Raw genomic sequence first — 17,358 nt, forward strand, 5'->3', positions numbered from 1 at the left:
CGTCAATGCCGGAACAAGAGCGATGGGGGTGAGCATTCCCCATGCTCACCCTCTCTCTTAGAGAGGAAAGACCGGGAAACCGGGAAAGTCCCGCCGTTGCTGGGTTTGCGCGTTCCCGCCTCGGTCCGGGAAGGCTTGCGGCCGGGAAAGCTTCAAGCCCTTGTCGTTGCTGGTGTTTTGCCTTCCCACCCGACCCTGCGTTCCCGGTCGGGAAGCGGGAAGCCGGGAACGCTCACTTGGCATCCCGGCCCTCCGGTGTGGAGCGCCCCAGATGCCCGGTCACGAACACCGCCTCACCGCGCGCCACCGGGCCGTCGGGCACATCGAGCCATTTGACCAGCTTCGAGCCTGCGGCCATGGCCATGACCAGCTCGCCCCGATCCAGCAGCGTGCCCACCCAGTCGGCGAGGCGGTGCTTGCCGATTCCGTGGAAGGGTTCGGGCAGTTCGTGCCGGCGTTCGTAGACGCCGTTGCCGCCGGTCTTGGTGTAGGGCTTGCCCTCAAGGGCGGCCCGCGCGATGGCCGCTTTGAGCTCGGGCAGCAGGTCCACGTCGGTCCGATTGGACCGAACCAACTCCTCGCTGCGATCCACCAGCAGTCCTCGCCTATCGCGCAGGAAGGTGGTCACCCGCAGGTTGGCATGGCCGTTGGCCTCGACCACGCCGCCCATGGCGACGCGACCGCGATCGAAGGGTTCACCCAGCGCCTTGCAGATTGCCTTGGCCTGGTCTTCCTTCGGGTTCCAGAGGGCGTAGACCGAGCGCACCCCATCGACCAGGCCCCCGGTGCCGCGGATCGCTTCGCGGGCCTGCTCGGGTGTAGAGGCCTCGCGCTTGGCGAAGTGGTGCGACACGATCACCGAGGCGCCGGTGCTGGCGGCCAGCGCCGCCAGCCGTGAGCAGACGAACTGGGCGTTCTCGGGCACGTTCAGATCCAGGGCGCACAGCGGCTGCAGCGGATCGAGGATGATCAGTCGCAGACCGGCCAGGGTGGAGAGTTGCTGCTCCAGCGCCAGCCATGCCGGCGTGGTCGATGGGCCGCGGGTTGCCGGATCGGGCGCGAAAGGCGGCACGGCGCCACCGGCGTCTGGCAGCGGTAGCACGTAGAGCCGGTCCGGGATCGGACCCAGAGCATTGAGGCGGTTGTGCACCTCGATGCCGTCGTCCTCGGCCGTGATATAGACGGCAAGGCCATGGCCGGCGAGCGGGCCGCCGAACAGAGTGGGCGCGTTGGCCCAGACGCCATCGAAGGCAGCCACTTCCCGCGCCAGTGCCAGCAGCAGGAAGGATTTGCCGACACCGCCGGCGGCGGCTACCAGCGCGGTCTGTGCCAGCGGGAACACACCTTCGACCAGCCAGCGCCGGGGTTGCGGCTCGCCGGTAAAGCGTTCGCGGGCCCGCCATTGCGTGACGTCGAATCGGCGTCGGGGTTGGTCGTCGGTAACTGGCATCGCCCCGGCCAGCAAGGCGTGCACATCGACGCCTTCGGCCACGGCATCGGCGGCATCCCACTTGCGGGGCTTGTCCGCCGGGATGGCGACCCGCCGCACCTCGGCGCCGATAGCGTGCAGCTTGGGTGCGACCCTATCGGCGTACTTCGCCCCGGCTTCGTCGTGGTCGGGCCAGAGGATGACGGTCTTGCTGGTGAGCGGCGACCAGTCGGTCTTGTCGATGGTCGTGGCGGCACCGCCCATGGCGGTGGTGGCGACGATCCCCAGTGACATCAGCGCATCGGCGCACTTCTCGCCCTCGACCAGCACCACGGTATCGGTGGGATGGAGTGCGGGGAGGTTGTAGAGGGGCGCGGCTCGGGCATGCGGAATGTGCGGCTTCTGACGTCCCAGGGGCGGTACTCCTTGCCGGTGGGCGGGTCGTAGCGGTAGACGCAGGCGATGAGTCGACCGTCCGCCGCGAAGTAGTCCCACTTTGCGGTGAAGGGGCCGAGATCGTCATGGATGACGGTTCCACTGGGCGGCAGCGAAACAAGCGGCGGCGGCACCAGCAGCCAATCACTGACGTCATCGAGCAGCTCACCGAAATCCCACGGCAGCGTGAAGCCCCGATCCGCCGCCCACAGCGCCAGCACGTCCCCGGATTCGCCGGTGGCGAAGTCGATCCACACCCCGCGCTTCGGCCCTTCGAGTTCGATCACCAGGCTGTCGCCGGCATCGCCCTGCAGGTTACCGATCACGAAGCGCGTTCCCTGGCGCCTGCCGCGCGGAAACAGGTAGCTCAGGACCGCTTCGAGCTGATCGAGCAAACGGTTGCGCAGATCGTCCTTGTCGTGGCGGCGCTCGATGTGGTCGGGCGCGTCGTTGAAGTCGAAGAAGGGATGGGGCGGAATGCAGACCGCGTCTATGGCGGCGGTGCTCATTGGGTGTGCGCCCCGTCGAGCCGCGCCTTGAACCAGTCGCCGTCGGCGTTGATGCAGTAGTAGGCACGTCCCGGCCCGCTGTCTTGGGTGTCCGGCACGATCCAGAGCCGCTCGCGTTCGTCGTAGCGCCAGGAGCCGGGACCGAACATCCGGTCGAGCACCGGCTCGATGCCGTGCTTGGCGATCTGCGCGCGCAGTTGCCGGGCGAGACGCTTACGCAGGTTCCGATGACCGCGACTCTTCACCGGCAGATCCCCGCTGTTTCGCTTCCCGCCGTGCAGCGGCGGCTGTGGCGCCGTTCGTGCACCTCGATGGCGTCGATCAAGCACCGACCCAGCGGCTACCTCCAGCAGCTCCGCGCCGAGTTCGAGGTGCTGAGCCGTCAGCTGTCCGAGGCCGAACGCGCCGCCACCGCCGCGCAGACCGAGGCCGAGCACAAGCGCCGCGCCTATCGGGAGCTGGAGGAGCGGTCCCCGTCCACCACCTGATCCACGGCCGAGCAGCGCCTCTATCGCGAGAAGAACCAGGCCGAGGCCGAAGCCGCGCGCTGCCGGGAGGCGCTGTATCCGTTGCGCGAGGAACACGCCCGACTCGAACGGCTGGTGACTGCGCCCCACCAGTTGGAAGAGGCGAAGGCCGAATTGGAGCGGCTCGCCGCCCGCCGGGCCGCGCTCAGCGCCGAGGTGCAGAAGGCCGCTGCGCTGCGCGGTAAGCTCGAAGCGCGCATCGACGAGTTGCGGCGGCAGCTCACGGACGAGACCCGATCCACCGCCCAGCGCTTGATCGACGCGGGAGAGCTGGCGCCGATTCCGGCGGAGCTGACCACACAGCAGGCCGAACTGATCGCCACCCGGCAGACGCTGGAGGAGGTCGGCCGGCGCATCGAGGCACTGGAGGCTGAGCGCGAGGCCCTGCCCGAGTCCATCCGCCGTGTCCGGGACCAGTGGCTCGGGGCGCGGGCGACCGTGGCCGAGATCGAACTGCAGGAGCAGTTGCCGGCCTTCATCGGCCTCATCGCCCAGGCCGCCGTGGCGGCGCACCGGGCGGGTTTCTGCCGCGAACGGGACCGCTACGCGATCGAGATTCCCGAGGAGGCCCTGGAGGCTGCCGCTACCGCGCTGGACGCCGAGCTTCCCGCGCTCTGAGCCCGTTTATGGACTTGGCTTCTGCCCGCCACAGCGCGTTCATCGACCGGTCTCAACCACAGGAGTCCAAACGATGACCGGTACCCCAACGAAAGACAGCATCAGCGCGCAGCTGGCGGCGCTGCCCGGCCTGCCCATGAAAGAGCTCTGGGCGCTCTGGGACGCCCACTTCCCGCGCCGTCCCGCCCACACCAACCGCCACTACGTGGAATCGCGCCTGGCCTACCGGCTGCAGGTGCAGACGTATGGGCCACTGCCGGCGGGCGTGCGCCGCTATCTGGTGGAGCGCGGCGCGCTGTTCTCGAAGATCCAGCAGGCCGGGCGCGGCACGGAATGCCACCTGATGCCCGGAACGGTGCTGGTGCGCGAGTGGGACGAGCGCGAGTACCGGGTGACCGTGACCGCCGAAGGCCTCTATGAGCTCGAGGGCCAGCGCTTCAAGAGTCTGTCGGCGGCGGCGCGGCACATCACCGGTACACAGTGGTCCGGGCCCAAGTTCTTCGGGCTGAAGGCGGGCAAGGGAGGCCAGCGATGAACGCACCCATCCTGACCTCGCCCAAGCGCTGCGCGGTCTATTGCCGCGTCTCCAGCGACGAACGCCTCGACCAGTCCTTCAATTCCGTCGACGCACAGCGCGAGGCGGGTCACGCCTTCATCAAGAGCCAGAGTCACGAGGGCTGGATCTCGGTGGCCGACGACTACGACGACGGCGGTTTCTCCGGCGGCAACATGGAGCGGCCGGCGCTCAAGCGGCTGCTCGCCGACATCGAGGCCGGCAGGATCGACATCGTGGTGGTCTACAAGATCGACCGCCTGACGCGATCGCTGACCGACTTCGCCAAGATGGTCGAGCTCTTCGACCGGCACGGCGTAAGCTTCAGCGCCGTCACCCAGCAGATCAACTCGGCCACCTCGATGGGGCGGTTGATGCTCAACGTGCTGCTCTCCTTCGCGCAGTTCGAGCGCGAGGGTGCGAGTACTGCTCGCACGCGAGCGCATCCGCGACAAGATCGCCGCCAGCAAGCGCAAGGGTATGTGGATGGGCGGCGTGCCGCCGCTCGGCTACGACGTCGACAACCGGAGGCTGGTGCCCAACGAGCGCGAGGCCAAGATCGTCCGCCACATCTTCCAGCGCTTCGTCGAACTCGGGTCCTCGACCATGCTCGTGAAGGAGCTGCGTCTCGACGGCGTGACCTCCAAGGCCTGGACTACCCAGGACGGGCGGGTGCGCGAGGGCAAGCCCATCGACAAGAGCCTCGTCTACAAGCTGCTCAACAACCGGGTCTACCTGGGCGAGATCCGCCATCGCGATCAGTGGTATCCGGGCGAGCACCCGACCATCGTCGAGCGCAAGCTGTGGGACGCCGCCCAGGCGATCCTCGCGCAGAACTCGCGTGTGCGGGGCAACAACACCCGCGCCCGGGTGCCGTTCCTGCTCAAGGGGATCGTCGCGGGGATCGACGGCCGGGCGCTCACGCCCTGGTCCACGCGCAAGAAGAACGGGCGCATCTACCGCTACTACCTGCCGACGCGGGAGAACAAGGAGCACGCCGGTGCCTCCGGGCTGCCGCGCCTGCCGGCCGGTGAGCTGGAGGCTGCTTGGCTTACGCAGATGCGCCGGGTGCTGCGGCTACCTCCCATGGTCGCCGGGGTGGCCGAGCGTGCCACCCGGCTCGACCCCTCCCTGGACGAGGCCCAGGTCACCGTGGCCATGACCCGGCTGGATGCGATCTGGGATCAGCTCTTTCCGGCCGAGCAGCAGCGCATCGTGCGGCTCCTCGTCGACAAGGTGATCGTCTCGCCGAACGACATCGAGGTGCGGTTCCGGCCGAACGGCATCGAGGTGTCGGCCCTGGAGCTGCGCCCCGACAAATCGGCAGGATTGCCGATTTGCACAGCCGAAGGCTGCCCGCAGGGCGGAGCACAGGATGTGCGCCGTGAACCCGCCCCGGAATCCCTCGAGGAGGCCGTGGCATGACAAATTCGTCGGGAACGACAAAATCGCTGGGAGCGATTTTGGACGGCGCAGCCGGCCCCCAAGGGGTGAACCCCAGGGATGGGGCGAACAATTTGGACAGCCGCAAGGCTGGCCCCGCAGGGGCGGGCTCCAGGGATGGAGCCCGCAGCGAAATCTTGATCGACAAGACCGGTCAGCCAGAGGTGATCACCGCGAGCGACGGCAGCCTCACCGTCTCGGTGCCGATCCGGATCAAGCGGCGCGGCAGCCGCAAGGCGGTGACCCTGCCGGATGGCGAGACCATGCAGCCGCGCCCGTGGGATGACACGCCGACGCCGATCCAGCTCGCACTCGCCCTTGGCCACCGTTGGCTGGCGATGGTGGACAAATTCGCCGGGAGCGATTTTGGACAGCCGAAGGCTGGCCCCGGAAGGGGTGAGCCCCAGGGATGGGGCGAACAATCCGGCGAGGCGCGCACGCTGTCCGAGGTGGCCGAGCGCGAGGGGATGGATCGGGCCTATGTGAGCCGGATGGTGAACCTCACCACCCTGGCGCCGGATATCGTGGCTGCGATCCTCGACGAGACCCTGCCGCCGGAGGTGACGCTGTTCGATCTGGCGTCGGGGACGCCGTTGTTGTGGGAGGAGCAGCGGGCCATCATCAATCGCGAATTACAGTCGCACGGACATCCTTCGGGTCGGATTACTTGTCGAGAGACCAGCCGGAGGCCTTGAGCAGCCGAGAATCAGCCGGTGACCTTACCACTCGGCCCCGTGCTGACCCATCTGTTCCATCACCAGACCCACCACCGCGGCCAGATCACGACGCTGATCTCGCAGCTCGGCTACGACTTCGGCGAGACGGACATGATCTACATGCCTGCGGCGGCGACGCGCTGCTTATCCCCATCGCCATGACCATCGTGCTGTTCCCTGACACGGACCCTCGCCGTGCCAAGGTCCGCTGCGGTGATCGCTGTTGCGCCCGGCTTTCCGGGCCAGCAGATCGTCACGGAGTCCCGCCGCGCGCGAGCGATCTTCGCAGCGCCCCGAAGCGCTTGCGGTACTGGGCCGGCGTGAGGTTCACCCTGCGCCGGAACAGCCGGCTGAAGTAACCCGCGTCCTCGTAGCCGGCCTCGCCCGCGATGGCCTCGATGGGCGCATCGCCCGCCTCCAGCATCTGCTTGGCCTCCTCGATGCGAAGGGCGTGCACATATTCGAGCGGCGACATGCCGGTCGCGTGCTGGAAGCGGCGCTTGAAGGTGCGCTCGGCCAGGCCCGACAGGCGCACCATCTGGCGCACCGGATTGGGCTCCGCGTAGTGCTCGGCGATCCAGGTCTGGCAGCGGCCGATGACGGCGTCTTCGACCTGGCGCGTGCGCGCCAGGCGTGCGAAGGGCTGTTGGCCGATCGCATGCCAGTCGATGAGATTGAGGCGCGCGACCTGCATGGCCGCCTCGACACCCACGCTACGGGCAATGAGATAGAGCGACAGATCCAGCCAGGACGTGCCGCCGCCCGCCATCACCAGGCGCTGGCCTTCGCCGGTCACCACCAGGGCGCGCTGTTCGTGCACCCGCACGCGCGGAAAGCGCGCGCGCAGCACATCGCACCAGGCCCAGTGGGTGGTGGCCTCGAGGCCGTCGAGCAGGCCGGCCTCGGCGAGCAGCATCGCGCCCGAGCAGGCGGTGGCGAGCACCGCACCCTCGGCGTGGCGCCGGCGCAGCCACTCGATCTCGGGCGCGAAACGCTCGCCAAGCGGGGTGCCGGGCGGCAGGTTGACCTCCGGTACGCAGACGATAGCCGCGGGCGGGCAGTCGGCGAGCGTGGCATGGGGCGTGAGCGGCACCCCGTTACTGAGCTGCATGATTCCGCTCGCTCTTGCCACCAGCAGCGGCTGCATGAGCTGCGGGCCGGGGCGGCCTTCCGCGATGAGCCCCCAGTCGCGACCGGCAGACAGGAACAAGTCGTACATGCCGTAGACCACCGAGCCGCTGCTCTCGAGGACGGCGAGGATCGCGACGGTGACGGGGGCTGGCAGGGCGGTCATGGCCGGTTTGTCCGGTTGGTGGCGTATTCGGCTTTAGCGGATCGGGCTTGGGGGGCCTAGGCTGTGCATCGTCAATTTTATCAGGAGACCTACCATGCCTACCCCTGTCGAACTGCTCCTTGATCCCGTGTCCCTCGTCGTGTTCGCCATCTACGGCACGCTCATGCTCTGGGAGGCCGTGGCGCCGGCCCGGCCCCTGCCCCGCGTGCACGGCTGGCGACTGATGGGGCTGGCCGCGTTCGTCGCGTTTTTCTTTTTGTCTTCATACCTGCCGCTGCTCTGGGGCGAACACCTGGCGCGGTTCCAGCTCTTTGACTTGACCGGCCTCGGCAAGTGGGGCGGCGCGGCTGCGGGACTGCTGGTGTACGAGGCCGGCGTCTATTTCTGGCATCGCGGCATGCACACCTCGAACCGGTTGTGGCGCACGTTCCACCAGCTGCACCACAGCGCCGAGCGCATCGACACGTACGGTGCGTTCTGGTTCAGCCCGCTCGACATGCTCGGCTGGACGGCGCTTTCGAGCCTGTGTCTCACCGTCGTGATCGGCGTAACCCCCGAGGCCGCGACGCTGGTGCTGTACGTGACCACCTTTTTCAGCGTCTTCCAGCACAGCAACATCCGCACACCGCGCTGGCTCGGGTTCATCGTGCAGCGCCCCGAGAGCCACTCGCACCACCACGAGCGCGATGTGCACGCGCGCAACTACTCGGACCTGCCGGTGTTCGACCTGCTGTTCGGCACTTTCTACAACCCGCGCGACTTCGCGCCCGCCGCGGGCTTCTACCACGGCGCCTCGTACCGCCTCGGCGACATGCTGCTGTGGCGCGACGTGTCGCGGCCGCGCGCGGCGCCGCCTGTCACCTCGCAAGCTTCAGCCTGAACCCAAGGAGTCACGCCATGAGCAAATACCGCCACAACCTTCCGCAGTTGGACGACAAGCCGTTTCTGACCGACGGCGGCCTGGAGACCACGCTGATCTATCACGAGGGTATCGAGCTGCCGTACTTCGCCGCCTTCGATCTGCTCAAGGACGAGGCCGGCTTCGAGCGCCTGCACAGCTATTTCATGCCCTACGCAGACCTCCAAAACGAATTGGGCGCGTCGCGCAGTGGACGACTGCGAGACTTAGGAACCGAGGGGATGACACTACAATCGATGATCGGAAAGGCATTATCGTCGCCATCGCCCGGAGGATACCCATGACGATTTCGCAACACCATTACGAGGATCATCTCGGCCCCATCTATGCCTGGTCGAGCGGAGGGATCGACGCGTCGTTGCAGCGCGGCAGCGACGAGTTGGCAGCGCTGGCCGCCTTTCCTGCTTCGACAGGCATAGCGGTTGAATCTGGGTGCGGGGTTCGGTATGCATGCGATCCCGCTCGCGCAGAACGGCTACAATGTGCTGGCCATCGATTTCTGCGCCGGGTTGCTGGATGAGCTTCGGCAAGCCGCGGGCACGTTGCCAATCGAGTGCGTAAAAGATGATCTGCTCAACTTCAAGCAGTACTGCATGAAGTGTACCCCGGAACTCATCCTCTGCATGGGGGATACCCTCACCCATCTCGACAGCAAGAAGTCCGTCGAAAGGCTCATTGGCGAGATCGCGGAAACGCTTTGTGCCGGTGGGCGCTTCATAACCAGTTTCCGCGACTACTCGGTGCCGCTGCAGAACGAGTCCAGATTCATCCCGGTCCGTTCGGACGAGAATCGGATCCTCACATGTTTTCTCGAATATTCAGATGCGGAGGTGACAGTCAGTGACTTGCTGTACGAGAGACGAGACGGCGCATGGAACTTCCGCATCAGCGCATATAACAAGCAACGCTTATCGCCTGAGTGGATAAAGGCGCTGATGGAGGCACAGGGATTTACCGTACAAAGCGGGCCGGGCTTGGCAGGAATGGTGCGACTTGAGGGATGTAAGGTATAGAACATATCACTGTTGTCCCATAAACATTACGCGAACAGCAACCGGGTTTGAAGTGGCGATGCCGTAGGTTCGGGCGGATCGTCGCTGAGCAGCGCCATCAGGTCGCGGCGCTCGAACAGATTGAGTTGCAGCAGGCGCGGGATCGGCTGCTTCTGCTTGATCCATTTGAAGAACAGTTCGATCTGCCAGCGGTCCTTGTAGATCGCGGCGATGATTCCGCCCGCCAGGCGGGTGTTGTTGGTGAGGAACACGTAGTGCTTGCCGGTCTCGGGGTCGTGGTAGCCGATACAGCGCTGCGGGCGCTCACCAAGGGATAGGCGGCGGCCTGCGAATCTTTCGTCACTGGCGATGCGGGTCGGTTTGGCGTCTGGCTCACCATTGCCCCTAGAGGAACTGCGTCTTCGATCGAGACCCGATTCGAGCTGCGGACAGGTGGGCTGGATTAAAGCAGCTTCGCCAGAGCGAGCAAGGCGCGCTCCAGTCGGCCCTGGACGCCAGATGCAGGAATTCCTTGGGCGAGATCAAGCCTCCCTCCGGGAGGGCCTGGGCGGCGGACAGAATGGCTTCGCTGAGGTGGCTCATGGAGTGGTCTCCGTTTGTCAGAAGTTATATCTGTTTCTGACATCTTTCAAACTGCCTCGGCGTCGGCATGAACGGTGTGGTTTTCCTTGGTCGGGCGATGCTTCGATCCAACCGCTTGATTCGTCCGCGCGTAACTCGTTGATTTGTCAGCGTGGCGATTGCGGCCTCTGCGGACTTCGGCCCTAAGTAACCTAGCAGAAATAACTTGAACAATAGCCTTTTAGCCGCCGAGATCGCGAGGCTTGAGCCGATAGTTCCACTCGCCATGGAACTCGTCGCGTTCAATGGCCAGTTCCGCGAGTTCCTGGTCGGAGACTTTAACTCCTGCCGGATAATCCCGGTCGTCGAGTTGTGCCTGGATGCGCAGCCCTTCGGTGGTCGTCGTGTTGCCAATCAGGTTCACGACAACCTCCCGACTGACCAAAGGACGACCACGCCAGTTCTGGGTGATGTGACAGAACATCCGGTGCTCGATTTTGTTCCACTTGCTAGTGCCGGGCGGAAAGTGACAGACCTGGATCACCATCCCCAGTTCGTCGGCCAGTTGCTGCAGCTCAACCTTCCAGAGCCGCACACGATAGCCGTTACTGCCGCCGCAGTCGGCGGTGATCAGCAGGCGACGCGCGGCCGGATAGAGTGGCTGGCCCATCTCGCGCCACCACCGGCGGATACTCTCAACCGCAAATGCCGCCGTGTCGTGGGTGATCCCAACACTGACCCAGCCCTGGTTGGCGCCCACGTCATACACGCCATAGGGCGCGACTTTACCCAGTTGCGGATCGATGAAGTCGTAGACGCGTACGCCCTCCGGACGACCTTTCGGCTGCCATTCGCGCCCGCCATTCTTGAAGTCCCCGACCAGTTCTTTCTTTTTGGTATCAACCGAGACCACCGGATCGCCCGCCGCCTGATACTGCGCCGCCGTCGCGGCAATGTGGCTGAACTGCGCATCACGATCGGCCTGCTGACCCCCTTCGTGAATCTTCCGGGTCGCTTGCAGACTGTAGTCCAACTGCGCCAGCAAATCACACACGGTGCGCTGGCTCACCTGATGACCTTGGGCCACCAATTCCTTGGCCAAACGCGGCGTACTCTTGCAGGTCCAACGCAACGGCGACTGCGGGTCCCCACGCGTCGTCGGTTCGACCAACGCATCCAGGTCGCGCAACAGCGTTGGGTCTTTGGCCGTCAGCTTCTTGCGCCCACCACCCTTGGCCCGAACACGGCCCATCCTCGCCGTGACTGGCTCGCCACCGGATGGCGCCATAGCGAGCTCGCGCAGACCGGCATAGATCGTCGTGCGCGACAAACCCACCGCGCTCGCTACGGTACTGACGCCCCCATGGCCGAGGGTAAGCGCCTCAACCGCTGCCCACAACCGCAGCGTTGCTTCGTCCAGACGGCCGGAAAGCGCCAGAAATTTTTCCTCAATCACCTTGGTGGCGTCCATGCACAAAGCGTAGACACAGACCGCTCACTGTTCAAGTTATTTCTGCTAGGCTCCTTAGCCGGGGAGCGAGGCTGGAGAGAAGAACGGCCAGGAGAGAGCGAAATGGGTCCGAGATGGGCGAGACGACCGGAGGAAGGAAGTCCGCAGGAATCCGCAGGAGTCCCCGCGAACACGCGCGAGTGCGCAAGAAAAAAAGGCCAACCGAGAACGGTTGACCTTTATATATTGGTGGTGGGATGATACCCCGCATCAAACGACTATTGAAAGTACGCAATCGAAGCGCTGCGGACTGCTGCGAACCATTGCGAACTCCATCGACCAATGCGTGGGAACGCATTGGCACGGCGCAGCCGCGCGCAGGGCGAGGGCCATGGATGGCCCGAGTGAAAAGCCTGTCGGATTGTAGGCCTGCAAGCAGGTTTTCTGTTCATGCCGGTCGCCGGGAATAGGCATCAAACTCGTCTGCGATCCGATGTCAGTTCAATTCCCAAATCCGGAATCGAACCCGCGTCCGCGTAGTGGTTCAGACAGAGGGTTCGTCGGGTGCGTCGTTTTCGGCGGCAGGGTCGGTGAGCCGCCGAATCGTCAGGGCGCAGCGTTGTTCAATCAGTGCGGTGATTCGCTCAACTACGGCATTCCCGGCAAAGCCTCGTTCAGGGGCAGACTGGAGCTTGCGCGCAGTGGCTGGTAGTGACTTTGCCAATTCCAGAATGCGCCTTTTGGCCTGAGCCTTGGTAAAGCCTACGCCTTCGGCAAACTGCTCCCAGTGCCGCGCCTGGACTTCGCTGAACTTGTACTTGCTGCCGATTTTCATCGCCATCTTCGGTGTCATTGTTGGATACACCGCTGTCGAGAGCGTGTCGTAAAACGGTGCCAGAACGGGGGCCTTGCCTGCGTACAGCAGAGAGAAATTCTTGGCGTGCGCATCATGATTGCCGATCAGCGCATTGAAGATTACGTAGTCGAGCAGTCGCAGAACCTGCGGTGCACTGGGGCGTGTCGCACTGCGTACCAGGTCAAAGCACTGAGCCAGATCCGGACCACCTTCATTCTGGTATTTCATTTCAGGCACTACGCCCATCGCCTGGCAGAAATCCTCTTGATGAAGGCGTTGCCGGTGCCCCTGGGCATCGATCAGTCGGTCGTAGCGTTCAACCAGCAGGAACGAGCGATCCAATACCTGGTGAACTTTTGATTTCGCTGGCTTGAGCTGCATGGCGTCAGCCAGTGCCATGCAAAACCCTTCGTTGATCACGCTGTCTTCAACAGCGTGAATGGCGGGTTTCAAGATGTGGGAGCTCGGCGTGCCGTTGAGAGGCAGCCCAATGCGGGCACCATCGAAAACCACTGGCAACTTGTCTTGGGCACCAGCCAAGGAAAGTCGCAAGCCGTCTTTGCCTGCCAACATGGGGCGACGCGGCAATTCATCCAGGATGGCAACGACTTCGTCGTCGCTCAGCCATTGAACGTCATCGTTGCGGGTCGGCACAGGCAAAGCCTGCCCCGGTTCAAGGAACGTCACGGCTCCGGCGCATTCGCCGCCGATATGGTCCAGCAGCGCAAAGTCGTTCTGGCCCGAAACCTGGAACTGCTGCGCAATCAGGCGGCGCATCTGCCCCTCTGGCAGCAGACCCGCAAAGAAAGGACGCGTTTTGCGATCGTCGAATGGCTCCGCTTGCAAGGGCAGCGAGGCGGACAAGGCAACGGCGTCTTTGTGTGACAGCCAATCGGGTGCGTAGCAAAAGTTTAGTCGTCCATCGACCAGGGCCAACGTGCCGACACGATCGGTGAAAAGCCAGACTTCCAGCTCATGCGCCATGGTCGCCTCCCTCACGTTGTTCGTCGGCAGCAACCGATGGCAATCCACTCAACTGGACCTCACCACCCAGGGCATCAATGACCCGCAGCACGTTTTCCAGTCGCAAGGTGGGCTTGCCTGATTCAAGGTCGACAATGAAGCGCACACCAACCCCTGCCGCCAGCGCCAACTGAGGCTGAGTCAGCCCGAGCTGCTTGCGAGCGGCACGCAGTGCATCGCCGAGTTGTTGAGGTGATCGAATGGATGTCATAGCTTGCTCAGTTTCCCGTTCGGGAAATTATCAGCCACAAATGGGCTATGTGCAAACGACATTTCCCGATCGGGAATGTTTAGTGTGGTCAGGTCATGAATTGGTCGTATATTTCCCGATCGGGAAACAATGAGGGCTCTCGATTCCAAATTGACACCCATTTACGCCCAATTTGGCGCAGTTCGCCTGTCGCTGCCCGAACTGCGCCACTACCTATTCTTGCGGAGAATAACGGCATCAATCTCCGCAAAAACTGCGGCGAATAGATCGGCGCAACATATCGCTTGGCTCGCGTGCGAAACAGCGCCTTCATGGACTCCTGCCAACTCATTCATTCGGAAGGAGACCAAGATGGAAGTCGCTCACCTCAACCAAAAACAACTGGCCGCCCGCTGGAGTATCAGCGAGGCCTCCAGGGGTGGAGCCCGCAGCGAAATCTTGATCGACAAGACCGGCCAGGCCGAGGTGATCACCGCGAGCGACGGCAGCCTTACCGTTACCGTGCCGATCCGGATCAAGCGCCGCGGCAGCCGCAAGGCCGTGATGCTGCCGGACGGTGGTGCCGTGCAACCACGCCCGTGGGATGACACGCCGACGCCGATCCAGTTCGCGCTCGCCCGCGGCCACCGCTGGCTGGCGATGGTGGACAAAATCGCCGGGAGCGATTTTGGACAGCCGAAGGCTGGCCCCGGAAGGGGTGAGCCCCAGGGATGGGGCGAACAATCCGGCGAGGCGCGCACGCTGTCGGAGGTGGCCGAACGCGAGGGGATGGATCGGGCCTATGTGAGCCGGATGGTGAACCTTACCACCCTGGCACCGGACATTGTCGCCGCCATCCTCGACGAGACCCTGCCGCTGGAGGTGACGTTGTTCGATCTGGCGTCGGGGACGCCGTTGTTGTGGGAGGAGCAACGGAAGCGGGCGATGCCGGTGTCGGCGTGACCCAACTTAATAAGTGGTCAAATGAGCTTCGCCAGTTCTACGAGTGCCCGTTCCATGCGCGAGTCCCAGACACGTGCGCTGGATAGGCGAATGAAATTACCGAACTTGCCGCTCGCAGAAAAGAGTGGGCCGGGGGCGATGCTCACCCCTTTGCGTAGCGCCCGGCGTGCCAGGGTAAAGCTGTCCACGCCTTCCGGTAGTTCCAGCCAGAGAACGAATCCGCCTTGCGGTTGAGAAATACGGGTTTCTTCCGGAAAGGTCTTCATAACGGCGTCACTCATGCGCGCCACGGCGCTGGCGTAGCGCCCGCGCACTTCGCGCAGGTAACGTTCATAACGACCCGTTCCCAGCAGATCCGCGACTGCGAGCTGCGGTACGGTGGGGCTCGCGATGCTGGTCACATACTTGAGGTACTCGATGCGTTCACGCCGCTCCCCGGTTGCAGCGATCCATCCGATGCGTAATCCGGGCGCCAGCGTCTTGGAGAATGAGCTGCAATACAAGATGTCGGCATGCGGCGCCAGTCCCTTGCAGGTCGACGGCCGTTGCGGGGCGAATCCCAAATCGCCATAGACATCGTCTTCGATGAGCGGAATCCGGTGCTTGTCCAACAGGCGCACCAGCGCACGCTTTTTTTCATCCGGCATACAGGAGCCGAGCGGATTGCTGAAGTTCGGGGAAACCACACAGGCCGCGACCTTCCAGCGTTCCAGGGCGAAGGCCAGGGCGTCGAGCGCCAAGCCGTCGCGCGGATGGGTGGGAATTTCCAGAGCCTCCAACCCAAGTGATTCCATGACGTGTAGCAACCCGTAGAAGGTGGGTGACTCAACCGCCACGATGTCGCCCGGTACCGTCACCGCGCGCAAAGCCAGACTCAGCGCTTCCTGGCAACCGGTGGTGATGACGATGTCGTCGGCGGACACCGCACCGCCCGTTTCGCTCATGCGCCGCGCGATCTGGCGGCGTAGCTCCAGTGCGCCCGGCGGCATCATGTAGCCGGCGGTCTCGGCGCGTCGGGTGCGCACAACCTGCGCCAACGCACGGCTGATTGCCTGAGTGGGAAGAAAGGTCGAATCGGGCACGGCGGCACCGAGCTGCACGATGCCAGAATCATTCGCCGCCTTGATCAAAGCCATCGCCATGGACTGGCCGGTCACGAGCCGCGGCGGGGTCGCCTTGGCTGCGGGTTCGGCCTCGAGGACTTGAATGGGCTGGCGCGCCCGAACGTAAAAGCCGGAACGCGGCCTTGCCTCGATGTAGCCCCGATCCGCGAGCGCCTGATAGGCGGCGACCACCGTGGCCACGCTCACCTTGCGGTTTTGCGCATGGCTGCGCACGCCGGGCAGACGCTCGCCCGGAACATACCGGCCTGCAGCAATGCCCTGTGCGATCTCTTCGGCGACCTGTCGGTACAGCAGACTCATGATCGATTCCCTCCGGTACAGTTCGACCGCACTGGAGCGGTACAGATTTTATTAAAGTACAAACTGTACCGGTGTAAAAAACATTTACTGAAACTGTAATGTGCGCAGGTTCCTCCTTAAACTGCCTCTTGTCAAGCGCAGAAACGGAGACGATTCAATGACCGACACCCAATTTGCCGCCCTGCATGCGGCTGAAGCGCCGCTGCGTGCCAAGCCCACGGTCTATCCGCCGATGCTGGCGGCGCGGGTGAAGGGGCGCGAAAAACGCCCGCTGGGTGATTTGTTCGGGCTGACCCATTTCGGCGTCAACCTGACGCGCTTGCCGCCCGGCGCGGCCTCGTCGCTGCGGCATGCGCACACCAAACAGGACGAGTTCATTTATGTCCTCGAGGGGTGCCCGACGCTGCATACCGACGAGGGCAAACAACGGCTCTCGCCCGGCATGTGCGCGGGGTTCAAGGCCGGTAGCGGAAACGCCCATTCCTTGATCAACGAGACCACCGAGGACGTCGTCTATCTGGAAGTCGGCGATCGAACGGATGGCGACGAAGTGACTTATCCGGATGACGACCTCTGTGCCCGTTTCGTCGGCGGTGCCTGGGTGTTCACACACAAAGATGGCACGTCGTACTGAGAGCCGACTTATACCCGATTCCGCAGCGCACGCGTTCCCACCGACCACGGCACCGGAAGCCGACAAGTCGACTTGGCCGGAAATCCGTCGAGTCGGCAACGGCGCCATCGATATCGAGTACTACGAACAACGCGCGCGCCTGTTGCGCTCTCGGTTCATTCACCGTTGGCTGCGTATTTTGATTCGTCGACTTGCACGGTTATGGCGGCGCGTCTCGACGGAGACGGAACTGAATGCATTGGACGATCGCGCCCTGCACGACATCGGTATTTCGCGCAGCGATATTCCAGCCATCGTCAGCGGAAAGTACTTTCGGGACGATAGCCGCCGACAGCGAGGTCGGGCTGACCGTATCGCGTTGGAAGATAAAAGATGTTCTGACCGATCGTCTTGCCTTGGGGGTCTTCAACGAAAGAAAGGGGAAAGCGCAATGACTTCATTTGGCACACAACACCCTCGGCACTTCGCCGAGAGCTGGATCAGCGCCTGGAATCGCCATGATCTCGATGCCGTGCTTGCGCACTACAGCGACGACTTCGAATTCTCATCGCCGCTGATTCGCCAGTTCGCTGGTGAAGCCTCCGGCCGGCTCGTGGGCAAGGAGGCCGTGCGCGCGTATTGGAGCGCCGCGCTCGCGCGTCTGCCGGATTTACGCTTCGAACTCGTCGAGGTGCTGGCCGGCATCGATGGACTGCTCATCCTGTACCGGGGGCATCGCGGCCTGGCGGCGGAGGTCTTCGAATTCGATGCGAACGGTCAAGTGCGGCGCGGCCAGGCGCTGTACGCGGGCTGAGCGGGCGA

21 protein-coding genes and 1 pseudogene are annotated in these 17,358 nt (G+C 64.0%); 13 read left to right on the plus strand and 9 right to left on the minus strand.

What is annotated here, in order from left to right; translation table 11 throughout:
• Positions 1-232: 232 nt before the first annotated feature.
• Genes ABZN20_RS16170 through ABZN20_RS16180 form a run of 3 tightly spaced genes read right to left on the minus strand, consistent with a single transcriptional unit; the run spans position 233 to position 2,618 of the window.
• Positions 233-1,723: an AAA family ATPase gene (locus tag ABZN20_RS16170; protein WP_367027578.1), complete on the minus strand. Its 1,491-nt coding sequence runs from the start codon at positions 1,721-1,723 to the stop codon at positions 233-235.
• Entirely contained in the window at positions 1,723-2,373 is a 651-nt protein-coding gene (locus tag ABZN20_RS16175; protein ID WP_367025927.1) for a hypothetical protein, read from the minus strand. Before ABZN20_RS16175 ends, ABZN20_RS16170 begins: the two co-directional genes overlap by 1 nt.
• Positions 2,370-2,618, minus strand: coding sequence for a hypothetical protein (locus ABZN20_RS16180; RefSeq protein ID WP_367025928.1), 249 nt, complete (start codon positions 2,616-2,618; stop codon positions 2,370-2,372). Before ABZN20_RS16180 ends, ABZN20_RS16175 begins: the two co-directional genes overlap by 4 nt.
• Here ABZN20_RS16180 and ABZN20_RS16185 point away from each other — a divergent pair.
• From ABZN20_RS16185 to ABZN20_RS16215, 7 genes and pseudogenes are all read left to right on the plus strand, one after another.
• Entirely contained in the window at positions 2,601-2,861 is a 261-nt protein-coding gene (locus ABZN20_RS16185) for a hypothetical protein (protein WP_367025929.1), read from the plus strand. The genes ABZN20_RS16180 and ABZN20_RS16185 overlap by 18 nt on opposite strands.
• Before the next feature lie 81 nt (positions 2,862-2,942).
• Complete coding sequence (locus tag ABZN20_RS16190) at positions 2,943-3,518, plus strand: hypothetical protein (RefSeq protein ID WP_367025930.1); 576 nt, start codon at positions 2,943-2,945, stop codon at positions 3,516-3,518.
• 73 nt (positions 3,519-3,591) lie between these two features.
• Complete coding sequence (locus tag ABZN20_RS16195) at positions 3,592-4,053, plus strand: DUF2924 domain-containing protein (protein ID WP_367025931.1); 462 nt, start codon at positions 3,592-3,594, stop codon at positions 4,051-4,053.
• A pseudogene (locus ABZN20_RS16200) lies at positions 4,050-4,463 on the plus strand (recombinase family protein); the annotation flags it as partial. The gene ABZN20_RS16195 and the pseudogene ABZN20_RS16200, both read left to right, overlap by 4 nt.
• A gap of 25 nt (positions 4,464-4,488) precedes the next feature.
• Positions 4,489-5,496: a recombinase family protein gene (locus tag ABZN20_RS16205; RefSeq protein WP_367025932.1), complete on the plus strand. Its 1,008-nt coding sequence runs from the start codon at positions 4,489-4,491 to the stop codon at positions 5,494-5,496.
• Complete coding sequence (locus ABZN20_RS16210; RefSeq protein ID WP_367025933.1) at positions 5,493-6,209, plus strand: hypothetical protein; 717 nt, start codon at positions 5,493-5,495, stop codon at positions 6,207-6,209. The genes ABZN20_RS16205 and ABZN20_RS16210 overlap by 4 nt, the downstream gene beginning before the upstream one ends.
• Before the next feature lie 18 nt (positions 6,210-6,227).
• Positions 6,228-6,392 (plus strand): DinB family protein, encoded by a 165-nt coding sequence (locus ABZN20_RS16215; protein ID WP_367025934.1) that lies wholly within the window; start codon positions 6,228-6,230, stop codon positions 6,390-6,392.
• Between the two features lie 91 nt (positions 6,393-6,483).
• Here the strand turns inward: ABZN20_RS16215 and ABZN20_RS16220 are convergent, their stop codons facing one another.
• Positions 6,484-7,524: a GlxA family transcriptional regulator gene (locus ABZN20_RS16220; RefSeq protein WP_367025935.1), complete on the minus strand. Its 1,041-nt coding sequence runs from the start codon at positions 7,522-7,524 to the stop codon at positions 6,484-6,486.
• Positions 7,525-7,618: 94 nt separating this feature from the next.
• On the opposite strand from ABZN20_RS16220, the gene ABZN20_RS16225 reads away from it, so the two are divergent.
• The 3 genes from ABZN20_RS16225 to ABZN20_RS16235 all read left to right on the plus strand — a co-directional run bounded on the left by ABZN20_RS16225 (position 7,619) and on the right by ABZN20_RS16235 (position 9,456).
• Positions 7,619-8,404, plus strand: coding sequence for a sterol desaturase family protein (locus ABZN20_RS16225; protein WP_367025936.1), 786 nt, complete (start codon positions 7,619-7,621; stop codon positions 8,402-8,404).
• Positions 8,405-8,421: 17 nt separating this feature from the next.
• A complete protein-coding gene (locus ABZN20_RS16230; RefSeq protein WP_367025937.1) occupies positions 8,422-8,727 on the plus strand; it encodes a hypothetical protein in 306 nt (101 codons plus the stop codon).
• 138 nt (positions 8,728-8,865) lie between these two features.
• Positions 8,866-9,456: a class I SAM-dependent methyltransferase gene (locus ABZN20_RS16235; RefSeq protein WP_367025938.1), complete on the plus strand. Its 591-nt coding sequence runs from the start codon at positions 8,866-8,868 to the stop codon at positions 9,454-9,456.
• Between the two features lie 26 nt (positions 9,457-9,482).
• On the opposite strand, the gene ABZN20_RS20090 is transcribed toward ABZN20_RS16235, so the two are convergent.
• The 4 genes from ABZN20_RS20090 to ABZN20_RS16255 form a co-directional block, all read right to left on the minus strand.
• A complete protein-coding gene (locus tag ABZN20_RS20090) occupies positions 9,483-9,956 on the minus strand; it encodes a transposase (RefSeq protein WP_423246450.1) in 474 nt (157 codons plus the stop codon).
• 302 nt (positions 9,957-10,258) lie between these two features.
• Entirely contained in the window at positions 10,259-11,488 is a 1,230-nt protein-coding gene (locus tag ABZN20_RS16245; protein WP_367025221.1) for an ISAzo13 family transposase, read from the minus strand.
• Between the two features lie 523 nt (positions 11,489-12,011).
• Positions 12,012-13,307 (minus strand): type II toxin-antitoxin system HipA family toxin, encoded by a 1,296-nt coding sequence (locus tag ABZN20_RS16250; RefSeq protein WP_367025939.1) that lies wholly within the window; start codon positions 13,305-13,307, stop codon positions 12,012-12,014.
• The gene (locus tag ABZN20_RS16255; protein WP_218808793.1) at positions 13,297-13,557 is read right to left on the minus strand and encodes a helix-turn-helix transcriptional regulator; all 261 of its coding nucleotides are present in this window, start codon (positions 13,555-13,557) and stop codon (positions 13,297-13,299) included. Before ABZN20_RS16255 ends, ABZN20_RS16250 begins: the two co-directional genes overlap by 11 nt.
• 351 nt (positions 13,558-13,908) lie before the next feature.
• Between ABZN20_RS16255 and ABZN20_RS16260 the strand changes: the two genes are divergently transcribed.
• Positions 13,909-14,499: a LacI family transcriptional regulator gene (locus ABZN20_RS16260; protein WP_367025940.1), complete on the plus strand. Its 591-nt coding sequence runs from the start codon at positions 13,909-13,911 to the stop codon at positions 14,497-14,499.
• 17 nt (positions 14,500-14,516) lie between these two features.
• Here ABZN20_RS16260 and ABZN20_RS16265 read toward each other — a convergent pair whose 3' ends face one another.
• Positions 14,517-15,923, minus strand: a complete 1,407-nt coding sequence (locus ABZN20_RS16265) for a PLP-dependent aminotransferase family protein (RefSeq protein WP_367025941.1) — start codon at positions 15,921-15,923, stop codon at positions 14,517-14,519.
• A gap of 157 nt (positions 15,924-16,080) precedes the next feature.
• Between ABZN20_RS16265 and ABZN20_RS16270 the strand changes: the two genes are divergently transcribed.
• Both ABZN20_RS16270 and ABZN20_RS16275 read left to right on the plus strand, forming a co-directional pair.
• Positions 16,081-16,557 (plus strand): cupin domain-containing protein, encoded by a 477-nt coding sequence (locus ABZN20_RS16270; RefSeq protein ID WP_367025942.1) that lies wholly within the window; start codon positions 16,081-16,083, stop codon positions 16,555-16,557.
• Positions 16,541-17,350, plus strand: a complete 810-nt coding sequence (locus tag ABZN20_RS16275; RefSeq protein ID WP_367025943.1) for a nuclear transport factor 2 family protein — start codon at positions 16,541-16,543, stop codon at positions 17,348-17,350. The genes ABZN20_RS16270 and ABZN20_RS16275 overlap by 17 nt, the downstream gene beginning before the upstream one ends.
• Positions 17,351-17,358: the final 8 nt, after the last annotated feature.

It is taken from the genome of Methylococcus sp. ANG (genome assembly GCF_040730495.1).
Taxonomy (GTDB): domain Bacteria; phylum Pseudomonadota; class Gammaproteobacteria; order Methylococcales; family Methylococcaceae; genus Methylococcus.

Excerpts from the sequence above, each read along its gene's own strand:
- ABZN20_RS16250 (WP_367025939.1), bottom strand. The coding sequence starts at position 13,307 with ATGGCGCATGAGCTGGAAGTCTGGCTTTTCACCGATCGTGTCGGCACG.
- ABZN20_RS16210 (WP_367025933.1), top strand. The coding sequence starts at position 5,493 with ATGACAAATTCGTCGGGAACGACAAAATCGCTGGGAGCGATTTTGGAC.
- ABZN20_RS16185 (WP_367025929.1), top strand. The coding sequence starts at position 2,601 with ATGACCGCGACTCTTCACCGGCAGATCCCCGCTGTTTCGCTTCCCGCC.
- ABZN20_RS16275 (WP_367025943.1), top strand. The coding sequence starts at position 16,541 with ATGGCACGTCGTACTGAGAGCCGACTTATACCCGATTCCGCAGCGCAC.
- ABZN20_RS16195 (WP_367025931.1), top strand. The coding sequence starts at position 3,592 with ATGACCGGTACCCCAACGAAAGACAGCATCAGCGCGCAGCTGGCGGCG.
- ABZN20_RS16255 (WP_218808793.1), bottom strand. The coding sequence starts at position 13,557 with ATGACATCCATTCGATCACCTCAACAACTCGGCGATGCACTGCGTGCC.
- ABZN20_RS16245 (WP_367025221.1), bottom strand. The coding sequence starts at position 11,488 with ATGGACGCCACCAAGGTGATTGAGGAAAAATTTCTGGCGCTTTCCGGC.
- ABZN20_RS16225 (WP_367025936.1), top strand. The coding sequence starts at position 7,619 with ATGCCTACCCCTGTCGAACTGCTCCTTGATCCCGTGTCCCTCGTCGTG.
- ABZN20_RS16260 (WP_367025940.1), top strand. The coding sequence starts at position 13,909 with ATGGAAGTCGCTCACCTCAACCAAAAACAACTGGCCGCCCGCTGGAGT.
- ABZN20_RS16170 (WP_367027578.1), bottom strand. The coding sequence starts at position 1,723 with ATGTCACTGGGGATCGTCGCCACCACCGCCATGGGCGGTGCCGCCACG.
- ABZN20_RS16230 (WP_367025937.1), top strand. The coding sequence starts at position 8,422 with ATGAGCAAATACCGCCACAACCTTCCGCAGTTGGACGACAAGCCGTTT.
- ABZN20_RS16265 (WP_367025941.1), bottom strand. The coding sequence starts at position 15,923 with ATGAGTCTGCTGTACCGACAGGTCGCCGAAGAGATCGCACAGGGCATT.
- ABZN20_RS16270 (WP_367025942.1), top strand. The coding sequence starts at position 16,081 with ATGACCGACACCCAATTTGCCGCCCTGCATGCGGCTGAAGCGCCGCTG.
- ABZN20_RS16220 (WP_367025935.1), bottom strand. The coding sequence starts at position 7,524 with ATGACCGCCCTGCCAGCCCCCGTCACCGTCGCGATCCTCGCCGTCCTC.
- ABZN20_RS16175 (WP_367025927.1), bottom strand. The coding sequence starts at position 2,373 with ATGAGCACCGCCGCCATAGACGCGGTCTGCATTCCGCCCCATCCCTTC.